The sequence below is a fragment of the Desulfosporosinus sp. FKB genome, from assembly GCF_002196705.1.
Taxonomy (GTDB): Bacteria; Bacillota; Desulfitobacteriia; order Desulfitobacteriales; family Desulfitobacteriaceae; genus Desulfosporosinus.
This window is the reverse complement of sequence record NZ_NADJ01000039.1, coordinates 1-15,140: the sequence shown is the minus strand read 5'-3', so window position 1 is coordinate 15,140 and position 15,140 is coordinate 1. Positions and strand designations below refer to the sequence as shown.

Here is a 15,140-nt window from a genome sequence, read left to right as displayed (position 1 = left end):
AATACTAAAGGGGCTTTCGTATTTAGCGAAGGCCCTTTTTCAATTGTTCACCAGAAAGTAAACCTTCGTACAAGGGGGCTTTGAGAAAATGATACTTCAAGACACCATAAAACGGCTTCCTAAGCTCGAGGCGACGGGAGTTTTGCTGGCCGGAGGAAAAAACTCGCGCATGAAGAAGAATAAAGCGTTCTTGGAATTAGAAGGGAAGCCTCTTGTGGAACGTACTCTAGACGTTCTGGAAGATACCTTTTCCGAAGTCCTAATCAGCAGTAATGAGCCGGAACTTTATAAGGACTACAATTTTTCGGTTATTCAAGATGAACATCGTGATCAGGGACCATTGGCAGGACTTTATCAGGGTTTGAAAGCTGCAGACAACCCCTCTGTTTTTTTTGTCGCTTGTGATATGCCTTTTCTGCAAGGAGAGCTTATCCGCTTTCTGTTTCGTTGGGCACCAGACTATGATGTCGTAGTTCCACGGTTTCAGTCAGTAATTCATCCTCTCCATGCTTTTTATCATCGGAACTGCCTGCCGGAAATTAAAAAAAATCTTGAGGCCGGTCGCCTCAAGATTACCGATTTGTTCTCTGCATGTTCCATAAAATATGTGGAAGAAACTGAACTAACGAGTTTTTCGGGTTTAGATGATGTTTTTTGTAATGTGAATACTCCGCAGGAATGGTTAAATATCCTTAAATGATAACTCGTTCGGGACAGGTATAGATATTCAAGCGCTGTTCCCGTGCAAAGCCAATGACAGTAATGTTTAAGGCAGCGGCCTGAGATAAGGCCATATCAGTTGGGGCACCACGTGCGATGAGAATGGGAACTTTCATTTTAGCAACTTTTAAAAGAATTTCAGAAGATACTCGGCCGCTAAAGAAAATAACATGGTTTTCAAGCTGTAATCCGGAGCGAAAGGCACTGCCGTTTAATTTGTCAAAAACGTTATGGCGGCCGATGTCGTAACTGGTTAAGATCACTTCGCCTTGATGTCCTACCCCACCGCTGTGGACTCCTCCGGTTGCTTGAAAAAGCGGAAGATGGTTCTGCAAAAAACCGGCGTATTTGTAGGCTTCTTCAAGAGAAATACGATAAGTTGAGACGAGCGGTTTAACCATAAGCGCATCGTTAGCGAAGCAAAATGAAGCTCGGCTTTTTCCACAGCAAGCTGAAACAAAACGTTTGCTCATAAGTTCCTTTTGCAAGAGGCATGGTTTACCTTCGATCCATACTAAATGATCAGCAGGGTCCTGGCGAAGTTCATAGACGTCATTGGGAGTTTGGATAAAGCCCTCATTGAGTAAAAAACCTAAGGTTAGTTCTTCGGTTTGTGAAGGAGAACATAAAAGGGTAGCAATTTCTTCCCCGTTGTAGTGAACGGTCAAGGGAATTTCTTGGACTATACAGTCTTCAACCTCTTCGAGCTGAAGGCCGCTGGCTTTTAAAATGGTATGAGTTACTATTTCCTTAGTCATGTGTACCTCCTCGTACCCTGTTAACTCTAGTTTACAATATTTTAAGACAAATCTAAATCCTTTTTTCTTTAAATCTGATACTGAAAAATATAGAGGATTTTGGTGTCTTATCTCGAAAAGTATAAGGAATACGTAATATAATAAGTGTTGCAATTGGACAACTTATAACGATTCATTAGTTATGGTTTTTCATGGTATGAAGGTTTGAAAAATTTTGAATGCTCCGAAGCTGGCTTTCCTAAGGCAAAGGCTATGGGAACCAGACAAGTGTTTTAAGACACTCGGGTATTACGGGAAACTGTAATATCTCCCATTGGAAAGGAGTCTGTTGACAGGAGGAAATAATCCCCCGGTTGTTTACAGACCGTGGTTTTTTTTATTTATCTTGTAATAATAAGAGGGGGATTTTATGCAGGATCAATTTCAAAGACAAATTGACTATCTAAGGATTTCCGTAACTGATCGATGTAATCTCCGCTGTAAGTACTGCATGCCAAGTCAAGGCGTAGCATGGATGCCTCATGAGGACATCCTTACTTTTGAAGAAATTCTTCGCTTAATGAGGCTTAGTACGCAGCTGGGGTTTCATCGTTTTCGCATCACCGGGGGAGAACCTCTTGTCCGCAGAGGGATTCTGGAGTTCCTGAGCAAAGGATCACAAATCCCCGGAGTTGATGATTTAATGCTTACCACCAATGGAATGTTGCTTTCTGAAATGGCCTTTGATTTAAAAGCTGCAGGTGTACGGCGTGTAAATATTAGTTTGGATACGATGAATCCTGAGCGGTTCGCTGAGATTACACGCGGCGGAGATGTTTCGAAGGTGATCCAAGGAATTTTCCGTTCTCTTGAAGCTGGGCTGAAACCGGTAAAAGTTAATGTTGTCGTTGTCCGTGATTTTAATACTCAAGATCTGCCTGGTTTTTTAACACTAGCCAAGCAGTATCCCATTCATATCCGTTTCATAGAACTCATGCCGATTGGCTCGAGTTCCGAAAGACGAAGTGATTTTGTTCCTATACAAGAGATGAAAGAATTGTTAGGAATTAAGCAATATGTTCCTTCAAAAGAGATTTTAGGCGGGGGACCGGCAGAATACTTCCAGCTCCGTGACTTTAAAGGAAGTATTGGGTTTATCAGCGCTTTAAGTCGCCATTTTTGCAGTACCTGTAATCGCATACGTTTAACACCTGACGGCAAACTCAGGCCGTGTTTGCATAGTAAATTAGAAATTGATTTGCGGGAAGCGCTGCGAAATGGCAGTTCAGATCAAGATCTGTTGGATATAGTTGCCCAAGCAGTATGGCGTAAGCCTTCTGAGCATCATATGAATGAAGAAGCTCTGCAAGGCCAGCGTATTATGTCTCAAATCGGAGGTTAGAGGATGAACGATTTAACTCATTTTGATGAACAAGGGCGTGCCCGCATGGTCGATGTCAGTGATAAAGCAGAAACTTCTCGAGTTGCAGTAGCTCATGGAAGTGTCCAGATGAAGCAAGAGACTTTAGATCGAATTCGCAGCGGGGGTATTGCTAAAGGAGATGTCTTGGCAGTTGCCCAGGTTGCAGGAATTATGGCGGCCAAACAGACTTCCCAGCTAATTCCCATGTGTCATCCTTTGGGAATAACAGGTGCTAAACTGAGCTTCAATTTGAAAGACCCGGGAGAAGTTGAGATTGAAGCGATTGTAAAAGTTCAAGGAAAAACAGGAGTTGAAATGGAGGCCCTGACGGCTGTGAGTATTGCCGCCTTGACCATCTATGATATGTGTAAAGCCATTGATAAATCCATGACGATTGGAGAAATCTACTTGGTAGAAAAACAGGGCGGCAAAAGTGGTCATTATGTGCGTTGATCAAAGGCAAGAACAAGAGGTACAATAAGAAGCTAAACAATTATAAATATCATATTGGTCAGGTTCTTCTTATAAAGGGCGAGTAAAATGGAACATTCAGGGAAAGAGAGACGATGAAGGTGGGTAAAATTGTTGCAGTCTGCGTTAGTGAACGAAAAGGAATGCGTAAAAAAAATATAGGTGAGGGAATCTTAAAGGTCGGTTTTGGGCTAGAAGGCGATGCTCATGGCGGGAATTGGCACCGAATGGTCAGTTTGTTAGGTATGGAAAGCATCAAAACCATGCAGGACAAAGGGTTGGACGTTGGTCCCGGAGATTTTGCTGAGAACTTAACGACGGAAGGGTTGGAATTATATTCGCTTCCCATCGGCACAAAGTTAAAAATAGGTGCAACAAGTATTGGCGAAGTAACTCAAATCGGCAAAGAATGTCACTCTAAATGCGCAATCTACTATCAAGCGGGAGATTGTGTCATGCCCAAGGAAGGGATTTTTATTCGCTTACTGGAAGGCGGAGCAGTTCGTGTAGGGGATACTATTGAGGTGATAGAATAGTGGTAAGGGTTGGAATAATTACGGCAAGTGATAAAGGCTCACGCGGAGAACGAGAAGATCATTCAGGTCCCGCCTTAAAAGAGATGGTTCGAGAAATGGGTTGGGAGGTTGTTGAATATGCAGTGCTTCCAGATGATCAATTGCTCCTTGAAAAAACCTTGTGTTTGTGGGCCGATGAAATTAACTTGGATTTGATATTGACGACCGGCGGTACTGGTTTTTCTCCTCGAGATGTCACACCTGAAGCAACACTGGCTGTTGCTGATCGGTTAGTACCGGGCATAGCGGAAGTGATGCGTCAAGAAAGTTTAAAAGCGACTCCAAAAGCAATGCTAAGCAGGGCTGTGGCTGTAATCAGAAAGCGAACTCTTATTATCAATATGCCTGGAAGTCCTAAGGCTGTTCGCGAATGTTTTACTGCAATTTCTTCGGCTTTGCCGCATGGTATTCAAATTCTCAAGGGAGAAGCGAGTGAATGTGCCACTCCCGATAAATAAGAAAACTAAATAGGATAACGTCTTAGAGTTAAGGGCTTGCACAGTCTTGTGAAAGCTCTTTAACTTTATCCCTTTGCTTGTCACTCTTGTCCAGGATTTAGCGTATGATATCACAGAGGTGGCTTGAAAGGTGATGATAACAATGACTAAAGCCATTGCGTTTGTTGATTACGAAAATATCTGGACAAGTTTACTTGAACGAGGCTATGAACTGACACCGGAACAGCTAGTTCAATATTTACAAACCTACGCCCAAAAAAACGCCTTGGATTTGCAGGCTATTTATTTGTATGCTAATTTTGATCGTGAGGAATTTTGGCGTACTCAAACAAACTTTGAAAAGACAAATGTTTTCACGAGACATGTATTTAGTAAGAATAATTATGCTAGTACCGGATTGCGCCGTAATGCTGCTGATTTAGAACTGATGCTGGAAGCTCAAGAAATTTTGCTCACACGAACAGCGACCTTCGACCTGTTTTTATTAATCACAGGTGATGGCGATTTCCTTTCCCTCTTACGCAAAATCAGAGCTTGGGGTAAAGACGTTAAAGTTGTTGGGGTAGGCGGCAGTGTCCATCATTCTTTGCAGCCTTATTGTGAAGGAGACGACCTTTTAGAATGGGTGTTTCATGAGAACCCAGAAGCAGAGTATCTACCGCAAACGGATTTGGAGCGGGGGGTCCAAATTATTGGTTCGCTTCAAATCCGATTACCTTATGTGGCTTCGACAAAGGCAAGAGCAGCCTTAGCTGAGCTTTTAGGACGCTCAATTCCTCAAGTTAAAGAGTTGATCCGGTATTTATTGAAGGAAAATATGCTTTCTGAGAAGGAGCATCTGGACAGCAATTTGAAAATAGGCAAAACTAAGATCTACCTTCTTAACCAAAAACACAAGAAAGTTAGGGAAGCCCTTGGGCCTATGCTTGATGAAGTAACCCAACGCCAATTAAAACTAATTTCGGAGGAGTAGATGAATAAAATGGTAATAATATGGAAACTATAGTTTCTAGTGATTTAAAGGTCTTCGAGTAAGATCTAAGCTATATAATCAAACGGCTTATATAGGAAATTGGAGGAAATGAGATATAATTTGGATACAAGAGCGAATTCGGCTATTTGGGGGGGTTGCTTTCCGCTGTCCCCTTGCATATTATTATAGTGATATTGTTAGCACTCAATAAAGCCGAGTGCTAACAAATTATAAACTAACAAATAACATTAAGGAGGGTCTTTTCTTCATGAACATTAAACCTCTCGCAGATCGGGTAGTCATTAAAGCGCTCCCGATGGAAGAAAAAACAAAGAGCGGAATCATTATGCCGGATACGGCTAAAGAGAAACCGCAAGAAGGCGAAGTTGTGGCTGTAGGACCTGGCAAAATGGAAAAAGGGACTCGCATTGCACTTGATGTTAAACCAGGTGATAGAGTCATTTATTCTAAATATGCAGGTACTGAAGTTAAGTATGATGGTGAAGACTACCTGATTTTAAAAGAAGCAGATATCCTGGCTATTCTCGGTTAATTAATTAACATTTACTTAAGGAGTGAATAACGTGGCAAAGCAAATAGTTTTTAATCAAGATGCTCGACATGCTTTAGAGCGTGGTGTAAACGCTCTCGCAGAAGCTGTTCGTGTTACTCTCGGACCTAAAGGCCGTAATGTTGTATTAGATAAAAAATTCGGATCTCCCTTAATCACTAATGATGGAGTTACTATTGCCCGTGACATTGAACTCGAGGATCCATTTGAAAATATGGGTGCTCAACTTGTTAAAGAAGTCGCTACCAAAACTAACGACGTTGCCGGTGACGGAACAACGACCGCAACCGTTTTGGCCCAAGCCATCATTAGAGAAGGTTTAAAGAATGTCGCAGCCGGCGCCAATCCCATGGGAATTAAACGTGGTATTGAGCAAGCAATCGAGCTCGTTGTGGCAGACATTAAAGCCAATGCTAAACTTGTGGAAACAAGCGAAGCTATTGCTCAAGTTGCCTCAATTTCTGCCAGTGATAAAACAATTGGCAGCTTAATCGCTGAAGCTATGGAAAAAGTAGGTAAAGACGGAGTTATCACCGTTGAAGAAGCTAAGGGTATGACGACTGAGTTAGAAGTTGTTGAAGGTATGCAATTTGACCGCGGTTACATTTCAGCTTATATGGTTACTGATACTGAAAAAATGGAAGCTGTGCTCAATGATCCTTACATCCTGATTACCGATAAGAAAATCAGCTCAATTCAAGATGTTCTGCCTGTACTTGAAAAAGTCGTACAAGCAGGCCGTCAATTGTTAATCATCGCTGAAGATATTGACGGAGAAGCTTTGGCTACCCTCATTGTGAACAAATTAAAAGGCACATTCGTCTGTGTCGGTGTTAAAGCTCCTGGTTTCGGTGACCGACGCAAAGCTATGCTGGAAGATATCGCCGTACTTACAGGCGGAACAGTTATTACCGAGGATCTCGGCCTGAAACTGGAAAACACTACTGTTGATATGCTTGGACGTACACGACAAGTTCGCGTTACTAAAGAAAACTCCACCATCGTGGAAGGTGCCGGTGACGCTGAGGATATAAAGAAACGTGTCGAAGCAATCAAGAGACAAATCGATGAGACCACTTCAGACTTCGACCGTGAAAAACTTCAGGAACGCTTAGCAAAATTATCCGGCGGCGTTGCTGTAATTCAAGTCGGTGCAGCTACTGAAACCGAAATGAAAGAAAAGAAACTTCGGATTGAAGATGCTTTAGCTGCTACCCGTGCTGCCGTTGAAGAAGGTATTGTTGCCGGCGGCGGAACAACCTTGATCGATGCTATCAGTGCTTTAGATAAACTTGAACTGACAGGCGATGAAGCAACAGGAGTTATGATTATTCGCCGTGCTTTGGAAGAGCCCCTGCGTCAAATCGCTAACAATGCCGGTCAAGAAGGTTCGGTTGTTGTTGAGAAAGTTCGCTCCTCCAATAGAGGAACCGGTTTCAACGCTGTAACCGAAGTTTATGAAGATATGATCGCAGCTGGTATCGTGGATCCTGCTAAGGTTACACGTTCAGCTCTGCAAAACGCCGGTTCCATCGCTGCAATGTTGCTCACCACTGAGTGCTTGGTCTCTGACCTGCCTTCTAAAGACAATGGTGCTGCTGCTATGGCTGGTATGGGCGGAATGGGTGGCATGGGCGGAATGGGCGGAATGATGTAAGTAAACGCCTGTAATCCTTGACACAAGCCGATTTTATGGCATAAGCTCCCCTAAAAGGGGTAACAAAAGCGTAACATTTTCTGAGAAAATAATTAATACCCAAAAGGGGTATTGGGAAAATTAGAGGTTTTTCATGAGTTCACTGAACTTTTGAGAAGCCTCTTTTTTATGTCGTCAATTATCGTAGATTATTATGTCTGGAATTATCAATTATCTTACAATTCGAGTCAAATCTTAATAAGATTTGATAACAAATAATTAGATATTGACTCAACAAAGGATGGAGGACTTTATTTGGTGAGCTCTTCATTACATCTCTATAAGTTAATGTCTAGCCTAGCTTTAAAACAATAGAAAAATTTTATTGTACATACCTAGTAGTTTTACTAGGGACAAAATATAAAATTAACGATAATCTTGTTATTAACAAATACCATAAAGAGATGAAGATCAAGATTTTGAAAGGTATTTAGTAAAAGTATGAAAGAAGGCTTATAAGGGGGATGAAAATTAAGACTGTTTAGGCTGTAATGAAAAGGTAATCTAATTATTAAAAGAGGGGGAATTTTCATGAAAATTAAGTTAAGTGCCGTATTAGTAGTTCTTATGATGGTAATGTCTATGTTGCCTGTGGATGCATTAGCTAGTAATAGTAATCAAGATGCAAATAGTGTATTATCTTCATTTTTGCTGGCTACTCAAAAGAATGATATTAATCAGATGATATCTCTCTCAAATGATTCTAGAGTATCTTCAACCTCTAGGGTGGAATTTTATTCTCAAATACTTGAAAACCAATCAGAACAATTAACGTCGTATAAAATTCTAACCCAGGAAATACTTTCGCGAACTTCGAGGAAATACATAACCGAATTGACGTTTAAAAACGGAGACTTATCCCAAGTTCCATTTACAGTTAGTAATTTTAATGGGCAATGGAAAGTTATAGTAACCCCTGGTTCGTTAGAAGACTCCAAATTTAAGGTGTTAAAAGGCGAAAACATGATTTCAGGTAGAGATGATACAAACCCGACTACGGTAACTACTTCCCAAAATTTGATTTCCCCCGCCGCTCTTACTTCATTGTGTAGTTGGTCATTTACAGGGCTGTATACGACTTTGTATAGTACAAATTCGTTTAATATAAACTCAGTTTATAGCCAAGTATTACTTCAAGGGCATCAATATTCAACAGATCGGCTTTCAGGTTATGTCCCAAATATTCAATATGCAGTAGTTCAACCTAATTGGTACGGAGATACCGTTTGGGGATCGACAAACTATACAGGAAGTGGATATTATTCCTTTTTGATTAACGGAAGCTCTAAAACGTTTAGCAACGCTAAACTTAGATTTACTAGAGTGGGTGGAGGTCAATATGACAAAGCAGATGGGGATGGCAATGTGTACAATAATTAGTAAATTCAAATGATATTACCTTATAACAAAAGCAAATAAGGCTATTGTAGTCATTACGTATATGTAATTACTAATAGCCTTATTTGACTAACATTTTTTTGCTCCAACTTTTACTCAAATTTCCTGCAGGTTTGTGTTAGTGTTTCTTGACATATATAGATTATCTATATATAATTGTGCATAGATGATCTATATATGGAGGGAATAATGTGACAATTGATAAAAGTTTTTTAACCGGGAATACTACCATGCTGATTTTAAGACTGCTTGATGAAAAGGATATGTATGGGTACCAAATGATTGAAGAGCTTCGGAAAAAGTCAAATAATGTTTTTGAGTTAAAAGCCGGTACATTATATCCGTTGCTCCACACTTTAGAGAAAAAGAACATGGTCACTTCGTATGAAGACATTGCTGATAATGCGAAGGTACGGAAATATTATAGTATCACGAAAAATGGCCACAATTGTTTAAATGAGAAAAGGGAAGAATGGAAAACGTACATTGCCGCGATAAATGAAGTGTTAGGAGGTGCAAGTTTTGCAACAGACTAGCATAATCCCTGAGTACTTGGAAATTGTGCGCCAACAGATACGTTGGAAGAAGATTCAGTCTTCTCTTTTAGAGGAAATCAATAATCATATTAACGATCAAATTAGCGCCTTTGTAGATGATGGACTCGATGAGGAAGAGGCAACTAAGAAGGCTATTGCCGAGATGGGTGATCCCGTTATCGTCGGAAAACAGCTTGACCGTACGCATCGTCCAAACTTAGTTGGCATAGGGTTAGGTTTGATTTTAATTCTATCCGTTTTAGGGTCAGCTGATATGGGTAACAGCCTATTACGAATTATTGGGTTTGGAGATCAAATAGTCCTCGGTATTTTTATTCCAAGATTGGCAGAACTGGTTTATCTAATAGGGATGTTTGTTATTGAATCTTCATTTGCGTTTATCTATGCTCCTACTAATGTAAGAAAAGCAGTGATATATTGCCAGGGTTTTATTGTGACAGCTGTCTATTTATCTGAAGTATTCCCGCGCCTAAGATTCGTGCTGCTATTGGTAGCTGTCAATATTGCTTGTTTTCTTATTTTATATCGAATTACAAGAAGCATTAAGTTTGGACTTGTGTGGACAGTAACTAGTTTCATTGGGCTATTTTTACTAGTGTTAGGTACTCAAATTAATTGCTTTATGTATAATCATGCAGTAAATGGTAACTTCGGAGGGTTTGAGAATGTCCCTAAAGCCTTAACAGCTATTGCTATCATGTGTCTGGTTCCTCAGGTATTTATGGCAATTTTTATAAGGGGAAGAAATTCAAAAGAGCAAATTGTATAAGCAAGGAATATATTTTATCTCTTCCAAATGGAAATCTTAAGGCTCACTAAGGATTATCCAATTATAAGACTCCCGCTTCTACAAGTGGGAGTGGTTCCCATACCTTGCTTCGGTGGAGGGAGAGTCCCCCACCGAAGCCCCGATGTTCAGTTTTAGCTGAACGAGTTCACTACAAGATACTTTACAATATTGTTTCTAGAGATATCTCATCAAAGGTGTTCCATTTTGGTTTTTACAGAATAATTTTCGGATTCGACAGGATTATCCAAATTTCATTGCAGGGAACGCAAATAAAAAAGAGAATTAAATAATATGACTGAAAGTGCAGAAAATTACTGAAACTGTGTTTGACATTGGAACTTGATACAATTATTATCTCAAAAACTATCAAATAATCGAAGAAAGGATGTTATAAAAATGAATTATCAACAGATTGCAGAGCTCGTACATAAATTAGTCAAAAATCCTAAAAGCCCGGAGGTGTTAAAAGAGGAAGTACTATCGGAAGAAGTGAGGATGAATGAATTCACATGCATTCAAAAAGTTTTTTCCAAGCTTGAGGTGTCCGGGGATATTTTGACGTTTGAAATTACGCCGCTGGATTTTTGGGGATAAGGGAAATGGGCCATCATCTTGATCAAAGCATTACAGTTGAAATCACCAATTTACTATGTAAAACTCTTCTGAGTTCAGAGATTCAAGATATTATGTATTCTTCCTTGGAAGCTAATAGTAAGGCCGGCGAACCCTACAGGTGGGCCCATCTGACATTGTTGAATTGCGAATGTATAAATGGAGTGCCTGAAGTTTCACTACCTGGTGCAATTGCTATGGAATTAGCTGCCCTGGCAGCCGACATTTTTGATGATATTCAGGATCAGGATAATGATGACCAACCTTGGCGTAAAATTCCTACAGCAAACGCTCTCAATCTGGCTATCTGTTTAAGTATGTTGAGTAGTGAGGCTGTCGAGCAAATACAAGATGGTCGTATTTACAGGGAAGTTAATCAGACCTTAAACAAAATGTGGATAAGAGCAAGTGATGGTCAATTTCAAGAGGCATTATTTGACACTCGCGAAAAAGTATCCCTTGATGATTATTTTGATTTGGTAAAACGAAAGTCAGGTAGTCTAACAGCTTCTGCATGTAAAATTGGTGCAATTTTAGGAGGAGCATCGGAAGATATAGTATTACAATCGGAACAGTTTGGATTAAATTTGGGTATTATGAGCCAACTATGGAACGATTTAAATGACTTCTTAAACTTTGAGAAGAAAAGGGATTTTGTTAACAACCGCAAAACGCTTCCGTTTGTCTATCTACTGAACACTCTAGAAGGCAAAAAAGCAGACGAGTTTAGAGACTTGACTCGATTACAAAGGCTTGGAAAGCAAGAACAAGATTATTTAAAACAACTGGCCATAGATGAAGGGGTTGTTCACTACTGTAGAGTTATGTATGAACTATTCCGGAGAAAGTCACTGGAAATGGTGCAAAGGCTTCCGGTTCTCGAAAATCGTAAGGAAAAGATGATCAAACTTGTTGAAGAAAATGTTTAGGCGGCAAGCATATTATTATGCTAGTGCCGTCTTTATCTTATTAGCGCTTGTTTATTTTTTTGCTGCTATGAAACAACCATATATTGGCCTAAAGATTAGAGAAATTAAGGGACAATGGAAAGTCATTTCCGCGGATCCTCAAGGTGAAGGTTACAAATCGGGGATCCGTATAGATGATGTTATCGTGAAAATAGACAAAGACGCTCCCGAAAATTATTCCTTAATTCAGAAATGGAGTGAGGCAGAGGGAGCCTCAACGTTCGAAGTCCTTAAGCAAAACGGTATATCTGATCAGATGATTAATATTCCTATACCCTCAATTTTGCAGAATACTATAAGTGAAATTCCCTTTACAATCCTTGGGGTTGTTTTTTGGCTTTTAGGATTTGCTACCTGGTTAAGACGCCCGTTTCTGGTCGAGGCTCGGAAGTTATTTTGGTTTAACTGGAGTACGGGCTTGGCTATCGTCTTAGCTTCAGCCTCGAGCCGTGATTTGTTATTTGCTCGGGAATTGGAGTATATGATTTTTGCGGCTGTGCCCATCTACCTTAATGATTTTATTTCGGTTTTCTTAAAAGACAAAAATAAACAGATTAATCGCTGGGGTCGTCGCATTCTCAAATTGATGTTTGCGTTTATCTTATTAATAACTGTGTTGCAATCTGCAAATATTACAAGTTCCTTCAGCGCATTAAGAAAACTGGTCCTAGCAATAATGACCTTTGGTAGTCTTTTTGCGCTTTGGAATTTAAGTTCCTTATTAAGTTTACATAAAGATAAACCGCAAAAAAATCAGGTAAATATTTTACTTATTGGTATGGTGGTTGGTTTTTTGCCATTTGTTCTTCTGACGGCAATTCCTACTATCCTTGGACTTCAACCGCTTATGAATTCTCATTTTAGTTCACTTTTTGTTTCAGTGATTCCAGCTATCTCGTATTATGCCGTAGTAAATAAATATTTACCGGATAGTCGAAGGCTATTAGAGATTATAATACCATTCGTCGTTTCGGCAGTAATTATCTGTCTTGTGATAAGTTACCTGCTTTTTGCTTTAAAAGAATCAGAAAAATTTAGTCTGAAGCCATATCTTTGGACTCCGGTTTTATTTATAATCTTTTTTGGAGGTTTTGATGTACTAAGATTTTCAACAACTAAATTGTTAGATAAATTCATATTTAAAAATAACAAGAATTCTTTCAAAAATAGAATTCTTGAACTAAATGAGCAGTTGTCTATACTTAATGAAGAAAATCTGATAATGGAAGAAATGATTCGAAGACTGGCCATTGAGGGTGTTTTCATAATTGTAGAGAATGGTAAAGGGGGATATCTTAAAAGGGCTTCGGGGAGATTTTTAAAAGAACCAAACGAACAAAATGCGTTGGAGGAATTTTTTCAAAGAGACTTGGAAACTAGCTTCGATCCCAAAATTCTTTCGGATGATTATTCAGCCGAACTTTACATTCCTGTTATTAGTGACGATTACACTTTTGGAATATTTTTAGGTCATCGCAAATCGAATGTTAAATTTGAGCCGGATGAACTTCCGTTAATTGAATTGGTTTCCAGTCAAATGGCTCATCGGCTTAAGACTATACTTGTTATTCGGGAGCTGTCGAAAGAAATAAATGACTTAGCTCAACGATCTCTCGAGGCACAACGTAAAACTCAGGGGCTTCAGGGAATAAATATCTCTTTGTTTAGAAATCTGGAAAAAGAGAGAAAGTTAATAGCCAGCGAGATTCATGATGGGCCTTTGCAATTAGGACTAGACATGAATCGTTGGCTAAATTACTTAGTGGAAGAGTGTCATTGTAGTGAGAACACGAAGGCTAACAAAGCAATTTGTCATATGCGAGAACTAGTAGAAAATTTGAACTTTGAGCTCCGATTAATATGTAATGACCTGCGTCCTCCGTCGTTAACTGATTTAGGTCTGGTTCCTGCTATTGAATTATTATGTGAAGAAATTATGCATAACGAGTTATTGCTAATTTCCCTTGAGACTGAAGGCATGAATCGCGAAGAACGGTATGCGGAAGGAGTAGAATTAGCAGCTTTTCGGTTTGTACAGGAAGGTATAACAAATGCCTTAAAACATTCAGGCTCTAGAAAGTTAGAGGTTCAAATTAAAATGAAGGAATCAAGGTTAGAATTGACAGTGAGCGATTCTGGTAAAGGGTTTGATACTAGTAAAATAGAGGATTGGTTACTGACAAGTGTTCACTTTGGAATTGTTGGAATGAAAGAACGATTGGAAAATTTAGGAGGTGAGTTTCAAATTAATTCAATAATCGGGCAGGGTACCATTCTTAGAGCTGTAATACCTATAGTTTGAAAAGATTATCCCATATCAATTTTATGAGTGTTCTATAAATGAGAGGAAGATAGATGTGCCATTCAACCTTGAAAAACTACTAAAGATTAAGGTACTAGTAGTAGACGATCATACACTTTTTGCGGAAGGAACTGTTTCCTTATTATCCTCTGAACCCCGAATCTCGGTAGTCGGAATAGCTAAGAGTGGAAAAGAATGTTTGAGCTTAATTTCAGTATCTAAACCCGACGTCGTACTGTTGGATATTAAGCTTCCCGATGCTAGTGGTACTGACTTAATTGACAAGATAAAGAAGGTTCAACCAGTAGTAAAAATCATTATGCTGACCGGGTATAGTCCAAAAGGTTATATTACTAAATCAATGAGTAGAGGAGCTGATGGTTTTTTATTAAAGGACTGTGCTGTGCAGGAGATGATTCAAGGAATACTAAAAGTTTATAATAGTGGAGTTTATTTTTCGAAGGGTTTAGAGATTTTCCTTCCTTCCGAAAATAACTGTGATAGGATACATGCTCTTGCTGAAATTGTAGAACTACCTGGAGAAAAGCTAACACCTAAAGAAAGTGAAATTATTGAATTAGTATCAAGAGGGTTACACAACAAGGATATTGCAGAGGTTTTGGGAATTAAAGTGGCAACTGTTAATTTTCATGTTAGTAACATCCTTGTAAAAATGAATGTAAAAACACGTTTGGAAGCTGTCCTAAAATACAAAGATGGAGAACTTAGCAATTTGTAAGTTCTCCATCTTTGTATTTTAAGTACTGAAGTTTCGCACCTAATAAATCAGCTCTAATTCCGGCTTAATTGGGTCAAACAGATATAAAAATTCCGCATGAACACAGGGTTTTGGTATAATTTGATTGCGTACAAATCTACCAAAATTGAG

The 15,140-nt window shown here is 39.3% G+C and carries 16 protein-coding genes and 1 riboswitch; of the genes, 15 read left to right on the top strand and 1 reads right to left on the bottom strand.

Annotated features, from left to right (window positions below; genetic code table 11):
• The first annotated feature begins 88 nt into the window (after positions 1-88).
• Positions 89-700 (top strand): molybdenum cofactor guanylyltransferase, encoded by a 612-nt coding sequence (locus B5Y67_RS18790; protein WP_088227954.1) that lies wholly within the window; start codon positions 89-91, stop codon positions 698-700.
• On the opposite strand, the gene fdhD is transcribed toward B5Y67_RS18790, so the two are convergent.
• Positions 693-1,478, bottom strand: a complete 786-nt coding sequence (gene fdhD, locus B5Y67_RS18785) for a formate dehydrogenase accessory sulfurtransferase FdhD (RefSeq protein WP_088227953.1) — start codon at positions 1,476-1,478, stop codon at positions 693-695. The genes B5Y67_RS18790 and fdhD overlap by 8 nt on opposite strands.
• Before the next feature lie 209 nt (positions 1,479-1,687).
• Positions 1,688-1,819, top strand: a riboswitch (molybdenum cofactor riboswitch).
• A gap of 68 nt (positions 1,820-1,887) precedes the next feature.
• Here fdhD and moaA point away from each other — a divergent pair.
• From moaA to B5Y67_RS18715, 14 genes are all read left to right on the top strand, one after another.
• Positions 1,888-2,859, top strand: coding sequence for a GTP 3',8-cyclase MoaA (gene moaA / locus B5Y67_RS18780; protein WP_088227952.1), 972 nt, complete (start codon positions 1,888-1,890; stop codon positions 2,857-2,859).
• Positions 2,860-2,862: 3 nt separating this feature from the next.
• Complete coding sequence (gene moaC, locus B5Y67_RS18775; RefSeq protein ID WP_088227951.1) at positions 2,863-3,333, top strand: cyclic pyranopterin monophosphate synthase MoaC; 471 nt, start codon at positions 2,863-2,865, stop codon at positions 3,331-3,333.
• Between the two features lie 119 nt (positions 3,334-3,452).
• Positions 3,453-3,887, top strand: coding sequence for an MOSC domain-containing protein (locus B5Y67_RS18770; protein WP_088228407.1), 435 nt, complete (start codon positions 3,453-3,455; stop codon positions 3,885-3,887).
• Positions 3,887-4,384 (top strand): molybdopterin adenylyltransferase, encoded by a 498-nt coding sequence (gene mog, locus B5Y67_RS18765; RefSeq protein ID WP_088227950.1) that lies wholly within the window; start codon positions 3,887-3,889, stop codon positions 4,382-4,384. The genes B5Y67_RS18770 and mog overlap by 1 nt, the downstream gene beginning before the upstream one ends.
• Positions 4,385-4,517: 133 nt before the next feature.
• Positions 4,518-5,357 carry an NYN domain-containing protein gene (locus B5Y67_RS18760; RefSeq protein ID WP_242976074.1) on the top strand — a complete coding sequence of 280 codons (840 nt, stop codon included), beginning with the start codon at positions 4,518-4,520 and terminating at the stop codon, positions 5,355-5,357.
• Positions 5,358-5,625: 268 nt separating this feature from the next.
• Positions 5,626-5,910 (top strand): co-chaperone GroES, encoded by a 285-nt coding sequence (gene groES / locus B5Y67_RS18755; protein WP_088227949.1) that lies wholly within the window; start codon positions 5,626-5,628, stop codon positions 5,908-5,910.
• A 31-nt stretch (positions 5,911-5,941) separates the two neighbouring features.
• Positions 5,942-7,585: a chaperonin GroEL gene (groL, locus tag B5Y67_RS18750; RefSeq protein ID WP_088227948.1), complete on the top strand. Its 1,644-nt coding sequence runs from the start codon at positions 5,942-5,944 to the stop codon at positions 7,583-7,585.
• A gap of 570 nt (positions 7,586-8,155) precedes the next feature.
• Positions 8,156-9,004, top strand: a complete 849-nt coding sequence (locus B5Y67_RS18745) for a hypothetical protein (protein WP_088227947.1) — start codon at positions 8,156-8,158, stop codon at positions 9,002-9,004.
• Between the two features lie 209 nt (positions 9,005-9,213).
• Positions 9,214-9,558 carry a PadR family transcriptional regulator gene (locus tag B5Y67_RS18740; RefSeq protein WP_088227946.1) on the top strand — a complete coding sequence of 115 codons (345 nt, stop codon included), beginning with the start codon at positions 9,214-9,216 and terminating at the stop codon, positions 9,556-9,558.
• Positions 9,545-10,348: a permease prefix domain 1-containing protein gene (locus B5Y67_RS18735; protein ID WP_088227945.1), complete on the top strand. Its 804-nt coding sequence runs from the start codon at positions 9,545-9,547 to the stop codon at positions 10,346-10,348. The genes B5Y67_RS18740 and B5Y67_RS18735 overlap by 14 nt, the downstream gene beginning before the upstream one ends.
• A gap of 417 nt (positions 10,349-10,765) precedes the next feature.
• Positions 10,766-10,963, top strand: a complete 198-nt coding sequence (locus B5Y67_RS18730; RefSeq protein WP_088227944.1) for a hypothetical protein — start codon at positions 10,766-10,768, stop codon at positions 10,961-10,963.
• 5 nt (positions 10,964-10,968) lie between these two features.
• Positions 10,969-11,910, top strand: a complete 942-nt coding sequence (locus B5Y67_RS18725; RefSeq protein WP_088227943.1) for a polyprenyl synthetase family protein — start codon at positions 10,969-10,971, stop codon at positions 11,908-11,910.
• A gap of 457 nt (positions 11,911-12,367) precedes the next feature.
• A complete protein-coding gene (locus tag B5Y67_RS18720; protein WP_242976041.1) occupies positions 12,368-14,251 on the top strand; it encodes an ATP-binding protein in 1,884 nt (627 codons plus the stop codon).
• A gap of 55 nt (positions 14,252-14,306) precedes the next feature.
• Positions 14,307-14,990 (top strand): response regulator transcription factor, encoded by a 684-nt coding sequence (locus B5Y67_RS18715; protein WP_088227942.1) that lies wholly within the window; start codon positions 14,307-14,309, stop codon positions 14,988-14,990.
• Positions 14,991-15,140 lie beyond the last annotated feature (150 nt).

What these genes read in the sequence shown, in the direction of transcription:
- B5Y67_RS18790 (WP_088227954.1), top strand. Translation starts at nt 89, where the DNA reads ATGATACTTCAAGACACCATAAAACGGCTTCCTAAGCTCGAGGCGACG.
- fdhD (WP_088227953.1), bottom strand. Translation starts at nt 1,478, where the DNA reads ATGACTAAGGAAATAGTAACTCATACCATTTTAAAAGCCAGCGGCCTT.
- moaA (WP_088227952.1), top strand. Translation starts at nt 1,888, where the DNA reads ATGCAGGATCAATTTCAAAGACAAATTGACTATCTAAGGATTTCCGTA.
- moaC (WP_088227951.1), top strand. Translation starts at nt 2,863, where the DNA reads ATGAACGATTTAACTCATTTTGATGAACAAGGGCGTGCCCGCATGGTC.
- B5Y67_RS18760 (WP_242976074.1), top strand. Translation starts at nt 4,518, where the DNA reads ATGATAACAATGACTAAAGCCATTGCGTTTGTTGATTACGAAAATATC.
- groES (WP_088227949.1), top strand. Translation starts at nt 5,626, where the DNA reads ATGAACATTAAACCTCTCGCAGATCGGGTAGTCATTAAAGCGCTCCCG.
- B5Y67_RS18745 (WP_088227947.1), top strand. Translation starts at nt 8,156, where the DNA reads ATGAAAATTAAGTTAAGTGCCGTATTAGTAGTTCTTATGATGGTAATG.
- B5Y67_RS18730 (WP_088227944.1), top strand. Translation starts at nt 10,766, where the DNA reads ATGAATTATCAACAGATTGCAGAGCTCGTACATAAATTAGTCAAAAAT.
- B5Y67_RS18725 (WP_088227943.1), top strand. Translation starts at nt 10,969, where the DNA reads ATGGGCCATCATCTTGATCAAAGCATTACAGTTGAAATCACCAATTTA.